The sequence below is a fragment of the Mesobacillus campisalis genome (genome assembly GCF_000986785.1).
Classification (GTDB): Bacteria; Bacillota; Bacilli; order Bacillales; family Cytobacillaceae; genus Mesobacillus_B; species Mesobacillus_B campisalis.
In genome coordinates this window covers 230,995-243,307 of record NZ_LAYY01000101.1, presented here as the reverse complement: position 1 = coordinate 243,307, position 12,313 = coordinate 230,995, and the positions used below count along the sequence as shown (strand labels likewise).

The 12,313-nt window shown below is 46.2% G+C and carries 15 protein-coding genes and 1 riboswitch; of the genes, 4 read left to right on the top strand and 11 right to left on the bottom strand.

Features of this window, described 5'->3' with window-relative positions:
* Window positions 1-10: 10 nt before the first annotated feature.
* The gene (gene gcvT, locus WQ57_RS25135) at window positions 11-1,114 is read right to left on the bottom strand and encodes a glycine cleavage system aminomethyltransferase GcvT (RefSeq protein ID WP_046526472.1); all 1,104 of its coding nucleotides are present in this window, start codon (window positions 1,112-1,114) and stop codon (window positions 11-13) included.
* Window positions 1,115-1,312: 198 nt separating this feature from the next.
* Window positions 1,313-1,401: riboswitch (glycine riboswitch) on the bottom strand.
* A 173-nt stretch (window positions 1,402-1,574) separates the two neighbouring features.
* On the opposite strand from gcvT, the gene WQ57_RS25130 reads away from it, so the two are divergent.
* Both WQ57_RS25130 and WQ57_RS25125 read left to right on the top strand, forming a co-directional pair.
* Window positions 1,575-3,260 (top strand): DEAD/DEAH box helicase, encoded by a 1,686-nt coding sequence (locus WQ57_RS25130; protein WP_046526360.1) that lies wholly within the window; start codon window positions 1,575-1,577, stop codon window positions 3,258-3,260.
* Window positions 3,238-4,032 carry a YqhG family protein gene (locus tag WQ57_RS25125; protein WP_046526359.1) on the top strand — a complete coding sequence of 265 codons (795 nt, stop codon included), beginning with the start codon at window positions 3,238-3,240 and terminating at the stop codon, window positions 4,030-4,032. Before WQ57_RS25130 ends, WQ57_RS25125 begins: the two co-directional genes overlap by 23 nt.
* Window positions 4,033-4,709: 677 nt before the next feature.
* Here WQ57_RS25125 and WQ57_RS25120 read toward each other — a convergent pair.
* The 8 genes from WQ57_RS25120 to comGA form a co-directional block, all read right to left on the bottom strand.
* Window positions 4,710-4,889, bottom strand: a complete 180-nt coding sequence (locus WQ57_RS25120) for a YqzE family protein (RefSeq protein ID WP_046526358.1) — start codon at window positions 4,887-4,889, stop codon at window positions 4,710-4,712.
* A gap of 65 nt (window positions 4,890-4,954) precedes the next feature.
* On the bottom strand, window positions 4,955-5,242 hold the full coding sequence (gene comGG / locus WQ57_RS25115; protein WP_162200624.1) for a competence type IV pilus minor pilin ComGG: 288 nt from the start codon (window positions 5,240-5,242) through the stop codon (window positions 4,955-4,957).
* 86 nt (window positions 5,243-5,328) lie between these two features.
* Window positions 5,329-5,799: a competence type IV pilus minor pilin ComGF gene (comGF, locus tag WQ57_RS25110; RefSeq protein ID WP_241481648.1), complete on the bottom strand. Its 471-nt coding sequence runs from the start codon at window positions 5,797-5,799 to the stop codon at window positions 5,329-5,331.
* Window positions 5,750-6,085: a hypothetical protein gene (locus WQ57_RS25105; RefSeq protein ID WP_046526355.1), complete on the bottom strand. Its 336-nt coding sequence runs from the start codon at window positions 6,083-6,085 to the stop codon at window positions 5,750-5,752. The genes comGF and WQ57_RS25105 overlap by 50 nt, the downstream gene beginning before the upstream one ends.
* Complete coding sequence (comGD, locus tag WQ57_RS25100; RefSeq protein WP_241481646.1) at window positions 6,069-6,482, bottom strand: competence type IV pilus minor pilin ComGD; 414 nt, start codon at window positions 6,480-6,482, stop codon at window positions 6,069-6,071. The genes WQ57_RS25105 and comGD overlap by 17 nt, the downstream gene beginning before the upstream one ends.
* A 26-nt stretch (window positions 6,483-6,508) precedes the next feature.
* Window positions 6,509-6,832, bottom strand: coding sequence for a competence type IV pilus major pilin ComGC (gene comGC / locus WQ57_RS25095; RefSeq protein ID WP_046526353.1), 324 nt, complete (start codon window positions 6,830-6,832; stop codon window positions 6,509-6,511).
* A 22-nt stretch (window positions 6,833-6,854) separates the two neighbouring features.
* The gene (gene comGB, locus WQ57_RS25090; RefSeq protein ID WP_046526352.1) at window positions 6,855-7,889 is read right to left on the bottom strand and encodes a competence type IV pilus assembly protein ComGB; all 1,035 of its coding nucleotides are present in this window, start codon (window positions 7,887-7,889) and stop codon (window positions 6,855-6,857) included.
* Window positions 7,873-8,988 carry a competence type IV pilus ATPase ComGA gene (gene comGA, locus WQ57_RS25085; RefSeq protein WP_046526471.1) on the bottom strand — a complete coding sequence of 372 codons (1,116 nt, stop codon included), beginning with the start codon at window positions 8,986-8,988 and terminating at the stop codon, window positions 7,873-7,875. The genes comGB and comGA overlap by 17 nt, the downstream gene beginning before the upstream one ends.
* A gap of 210 nt (window positions 8,989-9,198) precedes the next feature.
* Here comGA and WQ57_RS25080 point away from each other — a divergent pair, with 210 nt between their 5' ends.
* On the top strand, window positions 9,199-9,900 hold the full coding sequence (locus WQ57_RS25080; RefSeq protein ID WP_046526470.1) for a helix-turn-helix transcriptional regulator: 702 nt from the start codon (window positions 9,199-9,201) through the stop codon (window positions 9,898-9,900).
* Window positions 9,901-10,028: 128 nt separating this feature from the next.
* A complete protein-coding gene (locus WQ57_RS25075; protein WP_046526351.1) occupies window positions 10,029-10,274 on the top strand; it encodes a DUF2626 domain-containing protein in 246 nt (81 codons plus the stop codon).
* A 57-nt stretch (window positions 10,275-10,331) separates the two neighbouring features.
* On the opposite strand, the gene WQ57_RS25070 is transcribed toward WQ57_RS25075, so the two are convergent.
* Entirely contained in the window at window positions 10,332-11,417 is a 1,086-nt protein-coding gene (locus WQ57_RS25070; RefSeq protein ID WP_046526350.1) for a class I SAM-dependent methyltransferase, read from the bottom strand.
* Window positions 11,418-11,588: 171 nt separating this feature from the next.
* The gene (locus tag WQ57_RS25065) at window positions 11,589-12,224 is read right to left on the bottom strand and encodes an MBL fold metallo-hydrolase (protein ID WP_046526349.1); all 636 of its coding nucleotides are present in this window, start codon (window positions 12,222-12,224) and stop codon (window positions 11,589-11,591) included.
* Window positions 12,225-12,313: the final 89 nt, after the last annotated feature.

Here is a 12,313-nt window from a genome sequence, read left to right as displayed (position 1 = left end):
TTTCTTGGTTCTATTTTTCACGCTTATAAAAAGGTGTTTCTGCAATCGTCGCTTTTAATCTCTTACCGCGAATTTCGACTTCAATTTCTGTCCCAAGTGCGGTATGCTGTGCTTCCAGCAGGGCAAGCCCAATGTTTCTTTTCAGAGTAGGCGACTGTGTGCCTGTGGTAACTTCACCAATTTTGCTTCCATCCCTGTACACAGGGTATCCATGCCGCGGAATGCCGCGGTCGAGCATCTCAATGCCCACCAATTTTCGGCCAGGCGAGTTTTCTTTTTGTTCCTTCAGGGCTGCTTTTCCAATAAAGTTGGATTCCTTGTTCAATTTTACGGCAAAACCAATTCCTGCTTCGAGCGGGGTAATATCCTTGGATAGCTCCTGGCCATACAGAACAAGGTTCGCTTCAAAGCGAAGAGTATCTCTCGCTCCCAATCCGCATGGCAAGACACCCTCTTCCTTCCCTGCCTTGAGGATCTCTCTCCATAGGCTGGCAGCATCTTCAGGATGGCAGTAAATCTCAAAGCCGTCTTCCCCTGTATAACCTGTTCTGGAGACAAGAGCTTTTTTTCCATTAAGTTCGACATCGTTTTGGAACTTGAAGAAGCCAATGGACTGAAGGTCAAACTCGCCGGCAAGCTTTTGGAGCACCCGTTCGGCTGCAGGTCCCTGCAGTGCAAGCTGGGCCATATCCTCCGACAGATTTTTCAGCTCAGCCTCTTCCTCAAGATGGTCTTCGAGCCATTTAAAATCTTTGTCAATATTGGCTGCATTGACAACAAGTATGTAGTGGTCCTGCTCAAGTTTATAGATGAGCAAATCGTCGATGGTGCCGCCGTTTTCGTAGCACATCGCCGTATATTGCGCACCCCCGCTTTTCAGCTTGGAAACATCATTGGTCATCATTTTTTGCAAAAATTCCAGGCTTCCCGGTCCCTTTACCTCAAACTCTCCCATATGGGAAACATCAAACAGCCCCGCTCTCGTACGCACGGCCTCATGTTCTTCCTTAATCCCGGAGAACTGGACAGGAAGTTCCCAACCGCCAAAGTCGATTGTCTTGCCCCCATATTCCTTGTACACCTCAAACAATGGAGTACGTTTCAATTCAGTCATCAAATCTGCCCCCTTCTTAGACTTTAAATCTGGTCTTTTAGGCTGTATGTGTAATTCTTTTCCCTTCTCTTTTGAAGCAAAAAAAGGACAGAAAGACCCCCTTGACATAAAGAAGGTCTCTGTCCTTTCACCTGAAAGTTTACCTTTTACAAGGCTTTCCCCTTTGGTGGCTTCACCAGGAAGCACTCTCCAGAGCTGCGTCAAACAAGAGTTCTTTTGCCTGAGAGATTCACAATGAATGCTTGCTCCTTCGGCGCTACAAATGTAGTCTCTCCCCTTGCCATCATCCGCATCAATATTTTTTTCGAGAGTGGGCATGCTATACCCTGAAACGATAAGGAAAAAGCATTTGCACAACTCAGAATATGAAAAATTTCAAAACATTCAAATCTACTCCAATCCTACCATTACAAAGCAGGATTGGGCAATATATTAATTTTTGGATATAGGAGTGAGAATATTGACGGTGGAAATTTCCTTCGACTCAAACTGGCAGGACGGCTTGCTAAGCAGAATGGAAAATGACGGGCCGTGGGCAAATTGGGAACTCTTCAAGCTGGCAGTAGAGGTTGAAAAGCATACAATTATTCCCGAGTTCGACGGCTTGCAGGCGCCTAAGCATCTGCCGCAGCTCACTCCCCTGCCTCACCAGCTTGAGGTTGCCCGCCAGGTTGTCGAAAATATGAATGGAAAAGCGATCCTGGCCGATGAAGTGGGACTGGGGAAAACAATCGAGGCTGGCCTGATCCTTAAGGAATATATGATTAGAGGGCTTGTAAAGAAGGCTCTGATTCTTGTTCCAGCTTCACTGGTATCCCAGTGGGAAGCGGAACTGAACACAAAATTCTTCATTTCCGCCGTAGCCCAGCGCAAAAGCTATGTATGGGAGAAATGTGATATCGTCGTGTCCTCGATCGATACAGCCAAACGCAATCCCCATCGTGATATCATCTATAAGCAAGATTACGACTTGGTGGTCATTGATGAGGCACATAAGCTAAAAAACAGCAAAACTAAAAACTATGAATTTGTGCAAAACCTGAAGAAAAAATTCTGCCTTTTGCTCACTGCCACTCCAATCCAGAACCGGATTGAGGAAATTTTCAACCTTGTAAGCCTGTTGAAACCCGGCCATCTCGGAAGTGAGGCGGCTTTTTTTGAACAATATAAAAAAAATGCCCGCTCCGTTCAGGATGATGAGCATCTGCGCGAACTTGTAAATAAGGTGATGATTCGAAACAGGCGAAGTGATACGGGGATTGAATGGACAAAGCGCCATGTTGAAACCATCTCAATCGAAACCACAAAACCCGAAAAAGAACTGTATGACAGCATCAGCCAGTTAAGCGGAAACGACGCTTTTGCTTCCGGGGCTTTTTCATTGATGACATTAAAACGTGAGGCATGCAGCAGCAGGGAAGCCGTATATTATACCTTAAAGAATATGCTTCAGCGGCAGGAAAGCCCTTCTGCAGCCTATGAGCAAACCATTGGGGCTCTCATCGAAAAAGTCCAGGCAGTTACAACAAATTCAAAAGCCGAGAAGGCGTTGGAGCTCATTAAAAAAATCGGCGATAAGGTGATCATCTTTACCGAGTATCGGGCGACCCAGCTGTACCTTCAATGGTTTTTGCAACAGCATGGCATCACTTCCGTCCCGTTTCGCGGCGGCTTTAAACGTGGAAAAAAAGACTGGATGAGAGAATTGTTCGAGAAGCGCGCCCAGGTGTTGATCGCCACGGAAGCGGGCGGTGAGGGGATCAATCTCCAGTTTTGCCACCATATCATCAATTTCGATTTGCCTTGGAATCCAATGAGGCTCGAACAGAGAATTGGGAGGATTCACCGCCTTGGGCAGGAAAAAGACGTCATGATTTATAATTTCGCAATCAAAAATACAGTCGAGGAACATGTTCTTAAACTGCTATATGAAAAGATCAACCTGTTCGAAAAGGTGATTGGCGACCTTGATGATATTTTGACCAAACTGGATTTCGGCAGTATTGAAGACCATTTGATTGATATATTCGGACAATCTTCTTCGGAAGGCGAAATGAAAATCAAGATGGAGAACTTCACCTCCATGATTCAATTCGCGGAAGAAATGAAAGGAGGGACTTCACATGCAGCAACAGGAAATCCATGATTTTTTAAACAGATACTTCCAGGCCAACAGCTGTCCGCCGACAGAAATGACAAGCAGTCATATGACTATCCAACTGTCGGAAGAACTGGATAAGGAGCTCATGAACCGCCCTTTCTACTGGCATTATCTTGAAAAGACTGGCGGTGTTCCCAACCCAATGAAACTGACATTGGTGACCAATCCCCAGCAGGCGCCTGCTGAAATCAAGGGTGAGACTATCCATTTTGGCTCTCCCAGGCTGCACCAAATTTTTGCGTCTGCGAAAAAATTGGGGAGTTATATCCGCTTGTACGAGAGCCGGCAGGGGCAGTCAGGCGTTCAGGTTCCTTTGCTTCCGTGGCTTTGTCTAAACATGAAGGTTTCTTATCAATGTGACCGCAAGCGGGACGTATATGAGTCCATCGGCCTGCAGCTAATAAACGGGAAGATGGTGACCAGCTTCCACGAGCGCCTGCTTCAGCTGCCGCTGACTCCAAGGATTCCCGACTATGCCTTTACCCTTTCCCCGCTCATCATGCCCAGGAGCGGATTCATGAGAATCGAAAAAATGATGAGAACACAAATTGGGAATGAAGACCATTCATGGGCTGAGAACGCGCGGCAGCGTTGGAAAAAAGACCAGGATCTCCTCGATCACTTTTACAAAGGGGCCGAAGAGATATCAGAAAGCTACGAGGTGGAAAAACAGGCTCTCAAGGAACAGTTCGAGCCGAAAATCCATGTTTCGATTATAAACGGCGGCCTTTTTTACTTAACCGAACAGGCAATATAGGAAACCTGTTTATCCGGAAGGCCTGGACCTACGGGAAGGTGAAGAAACAATAAGTGTTGCCCGCCAAGAACTAAAATCTACAGAACCTTACGAAACTGGGGTTTGATGGTGGCTGTCAAGGTCTGAAATGGCCTGCTACTCTCAAAAACAGACACTGAGGAGGGCTATCAGTGCCCAAAATGGACTCCTGTTCCCAAAAACGGGCATTGATGATGGCTGTCAGAGCCCAAACTGGTCTCCTATTCCCAAGAACGGGCACTGAGGAGGGCTGTCAGGACCTAAAATGGATTCCATCCCCAAAAAACAGGCACTGAAGAGGGCTGTCAGAGCCCAAAATGGTCTCCTATTCCCAAGAACGGACACTGAGGAGGGCTGTCAGGACCTAAAATGGATTCCATCCCCAAAAAACAGGCACTGAGGAGGGCTGTCAGAGCCCAAACTGGTCTCCTATTCCCAAGAACGGACACTGATGATGGCTGTAAGGACCCGAAATGGATTCCATCCCCAAAAAACAGGCACTGAGGAGGGCTGTCAGAGCCCAAACTGGTCTCCTATTCCCAAGAACGGGCACTGAGGAGGGCTGTCAGGACTCGAAATGGCCAGCGCCACGGTAAAACCAGTATTGAAACACCAATAAAAAAGCTGGGCAAAGTCATCTACTTTGCCCAGCTTTTCATTCACTTTTTTCGTTTCATCATCGACATAAATACATAGGGAAGGATTCCAAACCACTTAAACAAGAATGCCGGTTTTTCCTCTTTCCTTTCCAGCCTGGTTTTGGTTCGCTCAGCCTTGGGCTGGTCGGCATATTTGACCACTGTCTGGGTTAGGTACTTAACATAATCATTCGTTTTCATGAGTACACCTGCCTTCTTCCATTTACAAGTATGTCCATGAAATGCGGCGCCAAACCCCGGCTCAGCTAGTTTTTCTCAATCCACCTCACCATTTTTTGCTGGGTCTTGTCATAATGGGCAATTCCTGTCCACCGTTCAGTGGTATGGAGCTTCAATGTTAAAGTAATTTCTTCTATTGCAGGAGAAAGCGCCCTTCTTTGGTAGTCAACCGCCCCTTTCGAGTAGGTAAATCTGCCTGAGGCCAATAGCTTTCCTTCCCGCATTTGCAACTCGGCCTCTTTTACGGAGGACAGCAAGTAATACTCGGCAGCCAATATTTTTTCACTTTCCTTATAAAGCCGCCTCTCTGACATGCCCTGCTCTAGGGCCAGAAGGAAAAAAACGTTAAAAAGCATCAGCAGGCAGAGTGATAAAGGATAAGTAAATCCAGCCTGGTTCCTCATGATTGTGCAAGCGAAATGAAGGACCTGCTGGTCACTTCATATTGGTTTCCATTAAGGTCGGTCACCTGAATTATTACACCCTGAGGCAAAGGCAAGAATCTGACCCATGCAACATTTTGTAGCACAATTTCGTGGCCAGTGCCATTTACTCTCCTTCTAATATTGGTCCCGAATTTTTCAAACTGGACGGTTTCCTCATTCCTGGCAAGCACCAGCCTGTCTCCCTGGACAGTAGCATTCGAAGAAAGCCGTACCTCTTTTTTAAACTGGCTTGCGAAAACCTCCCATTCAAGCCTTTGCAGACCGATTTCCGAATGCTGATTAGTCAGAATGGTTTTCAGGCCGAGCGGCAAAAAGAGAGCAATCATGCAGAAGACTGCGAACGCTGTCAGCATTTCGGCCATGGTGAACCCTTTATTATTCTGCCAGCGCACATTCAGCTTTTCTATTTCTGAAATAGTCTTCATATTCAACACATACCTCCGATGGCACTCCTTGGCCGAAATTTCTTATGACAATAGTAAACACCGTCCCGCCTCTTGTGAAACTGCCATGGAACTGTTGGCCAGGAGAAGACTTCAGCTGCTGAAGATGGTCATAAAGCAAGTATGCCGCATTGGTTTCCTGACGCTGCGAAGCTGTCTGGCCGATACAGAACATGGCCAGGGGAAGAAGGATCGTTGCTGCCATCAGCCAGGAAGATAGGGATAACATTGCATCCGCCAGAAAGAAACCTTCATTCCTTGACAACATAAAATCGCCCGCTCCCGATTAGGATAGTAAATCGGTAAAATTGTTTGTTTATTTCCACATAAAGAGAGCCGAATTTTTTGATATTCCCGCTAACGGTATATTGAAAAAAGAGCGGCAAGCTTCCTTCCATAATCCGGATTCCTTTCGAATACTGGCGCTCCACAAGAATTGGCCCGTTTAATCTTGTACGAATATAGTAAGTATTCGATTGCGGCAAGATATGGATGGATACCTCTTCCTGGTGGGAGATCGCGTATTGCTGTGCGAACAGCAGATCGGACTTAAACTGGGAAAAAAATATGTTTTTTTCAAGCAAGTGGTAGGTTGGCTTTACGAGGAACAGCGAAACCGAAGACATGGCCATGAAAACAGAAAGGACAATGAGGGTTTCCGTCAAAGTAAAACCATTCCTTCTGGACTCCATTATTGAGATGACGCAGGCTTGGCACCTACAATGACTGCACCTTCCGCAGAAATGGAAATATCGCGGCCATCAGGGCACTTCGTCTCGTCCGTCTTTAAGTAATCAGCGGTGACAAGCTCTGACAAACTAGCTGGAAGTTTTCCATTTTCGATGTTATAAGCCTGAACCTGGCCCTCGACCATTTTAATAAAAGCCTCGCATCCCTTTGTATTGATTGTGGCATTATGCTTGGTCACATTTGGAACAGTGATAATCAATAAAATTGAAATAACCAGCAGGACAATCATCATTTCAATCAGGGTAAAGCCCTTTTCATTTTTCATGGTATCCATCCTTTTTTAGTTTTTAGAATCCCTGTATCAATTGGAACATTGGCAGCAAGATTGCCAAATAAAGCGAGACAATCAATAGTCCGATGACGCTGTATAAAGCTGGCTGGACTGCTTTCATCCACCTATCTGTTTTCCCCTCCAGCTGGAGAAGGCAATGCCTGCTGTAAAAGTACAATTCCTGCGCAAGTTTTCCGTTTTCCTGGCCGTGTTTTACAATGCTGCAAAGCTCTTCTTCAAAAAATGGGTACGAAGATACAACCTGGTCGAACGGGAAGCCTGCCTCGAGCTCCTGCTTCATATGCCTTCCCAGTTCCCTGGAAAAAGGCTCGTGCATGTTTTGTTCGAAAACACTTAACGCTTCGGAAACAGACAGTCCTCCGGATATAAGATAGCTAAGCTGTGCGGAAAAAAAGTGGGAGTTTAACAGTCTGAAGAAACGGCCTGCAAGAGGAATTTGAACCAGCCTTGCCCTGCGTTCCAGCTCGGGGTGTTTGCGAAAGAGGAAAAAATAGTAGCAGACGATAGCCAGGGAGATGAACAGCAAGACATACAGCAGCAGCGGCATATACGTACCGACAGCTGTTAAAACTTTTGAAAACATGTTCTGGCTGACATTCATGTTTTGGTACAGTGCTGTAAAATTGGGGAGCAGCACCTGGTCGACAAAATAGAACAGAATACTGGTCAAAAACAGCAAGAACACAGGATAGGAAACAAGGTTCTTCATTCGCCTGAGATCCTGGCTTCGTTTCAGCACCATGTCGCTTCCTTCCGCAATTGCCTGCGCAAGTCCTCCATGCTGCTCCGCAAAATACACATAACTGACAAGGTCCTTGTTAAACTGAAGCTCTGCGAGGATTCGGAAAAATGGGTATCCTTCTTTCAGCTGCGCATGGCAGCTTTTAAGTTCTGACTTCCTCCCCTGATCGAGGTAAAAACTCAATGAGCCGATTGCGTCAGCGAGCGGATAACCTCTCGACAATAGTTCACCAATCCTTTTCAGGAATACTGCCTGCTCCACCACGGCCCATTTACGTTTTTTGCTCATCGATTACCCACCTTTTCAACTCGCCTTCCCTGATATAGCCCAGGGCGATGCCCTTTACAATCGCATCCCTCAAGGTTTTATACTGGCCTTTTCCCGCTTCTCCCCTTGCATGCTTTAACACCTGTGCTAATGCTCTGCCTGTAAGGATTTCAAACACACTTCCCCGCTTATTCCTTCCTGCGGTAAAGCAAAAAGGCGGGCACTGTCCTTCGCAGAATGGGCAGGACAGTTCGACAAGCCGCTGGGCGGTAGCGGCAATCAGCGTCTGTTCAATTTCAAGCCAGCTTACACCAAATTCAAGCAGCCGGTAAATAGCTCCCTCCGCATCGCGGGTATGCATTGTTGTGAGTACCAAATGGCCCGTAAGCGCAGCACGGACGGCAATTTGCGCGGTCTCATGGTCCCGGATTTCCCCGACCATGATGATGTCCGGGTCGTGCCGAAGGATCGCCTTCAGGCCTGCGGCGTAGGAGATGCCCGCTTTTTCATTCACTTGTATCTGCAGGACATTCTCACTTTGCTTTTCAATGGGGTCTTCGAGAGTGATGACATTGCGATTGATGATTTGCGAGGCTTCATGCAGAAGGGAATACAAGGTGGTCGTTTTGCCGCTGCCTGTCGGGCCGGTAAGAATGACGAGGCCATGGGCATGCTTCATAAGAGAGATTAGTTTTTGGGTGGTGGCTGGGAACAGGCTTAATTGGTAAAAGGGAATTTGTTTTTGCTGCGGCAGGAGGCGGATGACCATGCTTTCGGTTTTTCCGGCAGGAAGGGTGGATATGCGCAGGCCTACATCCATTCCGTCATAGCAGTAGGAGGAGGCACCGCTTTGCGGACGCCTTTTATCGCCAATGTCCATTGCTGAAATGAACTTGAAATGCGATATAAGCCGCTCACAAATAGGGTTCTTAAGGACTTGCCTTTCAAGGAGCTGATTTCCGAGCCTCAGCTTGATGGCCATGTTCTTGCCGTGCGGCACAACATGGATGTCGGAAGCACCTTTTTGAAGCGCATCTTTCAGGATGCCATCTGCTATGCTCTGTACAGTTCTTTCAATATCAAACACCACCTTTTCGTTTATGGCTAATACATTCTCCATTTTAATCATCCTTTCCTTCCTGCCTCCAGTAAATCTGTGAATAAACTGTGACAGTTGGAAAGGCAAGCTCCCTATCCGGCATCGTTCATCATTTCGCCATTTAGTTGTGAACATTTTCTAAACATATAGTGTTTACAGTGTAAACCTCATTCCAAAGAATTTACATCTGTATTATACTGAAGAAAATTAAGCAGTACGAGGTGAAGCATGGTGGAACAAACATTAAAGATCACAAGTGTTTTGTCTGACCCCACACGCTATTATATTTATCAGTACATTACGAAACGCCACAAAGATGTGACCGTGCAGGAGATTGCCGATAATTTCAATATTCATCCCAACGTTGCCCGCCTCCATCTATCAAAGCTGGAAGATGTGAATATGCTGGTATCCGAAACAAGGAAAACCGGAAAAGGAGGGCGTCCAAGCAGGCTTTACCGCTTATCAGATGATCTCATCCAGCTTAATTTCCCATTCAGGGACTACCAGCTGCTTTCAAGAATAGCGCTGGCCACCATGATGTCGCTTGGAGAAGAAGGCAAAAAAGCCCTTTATTTGACAGGGAAGCGTTTAGGCGCCGAGCTTATCGACCAGGAAATCGCGGGAAACCATCAGCAATCCGAGGAATGGGGCTTTGAACAAAAACTTAGCGTCGTAAGGAATGCAGCTACCATCGCGGGTTTTTATCCCGAGTTTGAAACAAACGACGAAGGCACCAAAATCTATTTCCAAATTTTCAATTGCCCTTTCAAGGAAGTTGCCATGGAGCACACAGAAGCTGTCTGCACGATGCATGTTGAATTTTTAAAAGGAATGTTCGAAAGCCTGTTCCCGAATGTTGAACTGATTGAAAAGGCTAACATTATTTCCGGCTGCGATTCCTGTTCCTATCAAGCAGTGATTGCGCAATAAGGTGAAACTTCATTCAATAGGGGCTTACTGACAGTTAAGGCGGGATAAGCAAAGCTTATTTACATTCCCCTCCTCTTTATCTTATAATTGGTATGTGATGGATTTGTATGGTAAAAGGAGGGGTGGCTTTGGATCGGATGTACAGAGTTTTAGGCTTTTGGACAGGGATATTCGCAATTATGTTTTTCATCGGCGAAATGTATACTTCTTCCCTGATATTCTTTGGGCAAACAGGGTTTTTCTTGCTTTTGAGCTACTTAAAGTTGTCCGAACGCATGTATATTTATATCTTCGGCGCATACTTAACTGTTTTCTTCGCAGGATTTACTTACTGGACAACATTTATGATGGGTACAGGCGGAGGAGGACACTGATCTCCCCGTTGTGACTCGCACAAAAAAGCGGCAGATTTCCTGCCGCTTTTTTCATTCCTATTTTAAAGCCTCGCTTCCAACTCCCTCTCCTTTTCCTTGTATGAGGACATGAAAGGAACTGCTGATTCCACCAGGCAGGATGAGGCTTTTAATGGCTCTGTTCCGCTTTCCTTTCTCAGAGAAAGGGTCAGTACCTGAGGTTTCAGCAAGTTCGTCGAGGATGCCTATTCCTATCAAAAATTCATCCTGTCTTGCTTTTGAAATAAACCGCAGGCCATGTTCCTCCCCCTGCTGGATGAGAGGGTCAAAATGAACGTGGCTGGTAATGTCCATGCTCCCGGGACGTTCCAATATATTTGTTTTCATTTGATGGCGATAATATCCTCTCAGACTGCCTTCGCTTCTAGCAGGCTGACGCCATTCCTCATTTGTATAGCCATAATCAACGGTCACCACTAATCCCTTTGACACAGCGGAAGCCAAGTTTTTGACGACATTCTCCATTTCAAGAGGTAATTCCAGCCGCTGGCCTTCTTCGAGCGTAATCCCGTGCTTCCTCAGATAGTCGTCAATTGCCTCATTTTCAAGAGGAATGCTTGTTTCAAAAAACCCCTCATCCCCAACAGTAACCATTAATTCATGCAATTTCCCCTGCTTTTTTTGAATGACGTGGACAGGAAGAGCATCAAACAGCTCATTTGAAAATACCAGCCCTTCAAAGGAGCCAAGTTCCTCAATCTCCCTGTAAAAGCTTACACCCTCGAAACCTTCCAGTGCTGCTTCCTGAAGCTCGCGATGATAAGGGCTTGTTTCTACCAGATGATAGCTTAACGGGGTGGAAGTGCAGGAATGCCACCCCTTCAAAAAAGCCTGTGCAAACCGGCCATTGCCTCCTCCAATCTCACAAACCGCAGCAGGCAGGCCAAGGATGCCATATTTTGATTCATACCATTTGGCAACCAGCCGGCCAAAAATGGAAGAAATATTGCTGGTGGTAAAGAAATCGCCTTCCCGGCCAATTTTATCCCTGCTGTTCATGTAGTACCCCTCCTCGGGATGATAGAGGGCGGCTGCGATATAATCTGCGTAGGAAATCATGTTATATGGGCTGCTGGCAATGAGATTTTTAATGTGTTTTTCCATACTCGGCTCCTTGTCTTTTCACTGTTGACATAGTGATATTGTTGATATATTGTAGAAACAGAAACCTAAGTTTTGAATCCCTCCCAATGATTTAAACAGAACATCCTTAAGAAAAACCCTTCCATAGAGAAGGGTTTTTCTTTGGACTTTCTTCCTAAATCGGGGAGTCGATCAAAAGCCATTTAAATAGGGATTGCCGTCCATTTCATCTCCAACGGTGGTAACAGGGCCATGACCAGGCAGGACAGATGTCTCCTCTGGCAAAACCAGGAGCTTATTATGGATGCTGTTCAGCAACTGCTGATGGTCTCCGCCCGGCAGATCTGTCCTGCCGATGCTGCCTTTGAACAGAGCATCTCCAGCAACAGCCACACCATGGTCTTTGAAATATAAGGAGACACTGCCTGGTGAGTGGCCGGGGGTTTCAAAGACGGCAAATGTAAAACTGCCTACAGCGATATCCCCTTCGGAAGAAAAGAAGTGGTCTGCAGGCTTTCCTTTGATGTGCTGACCTCCCATAAAATACTGCGATCCGTTCAAGGCAGGGTCAGTCAGCCAGTCCGCCTCTTTTTCGTGTACATAAACCGGGATGGAATAATGTTCCCTGACTTGGTCAACAGCCCCGATATGGTCAAAATGGGCATGGGTCAAAACGACCGCTTCTGGCTGCAGCTTTTTATTTTGGATATAATCAATCAGCTTTTTCGATTCTTCTCCGGGATCAACAATCAGACATTTTCCGTTCTCCTGTGCTAGTATATAGCAGTTTGTCTGCAAAGGACCCAGTGGAATTTGAAACCATTCCATGTCGCACCTCCTGCAATAGTTGAATCATCTCTTCTATTATTTTACACTAACTGAAGCAAAGGATTAAATGTTTTGAAAGGATGAATGGT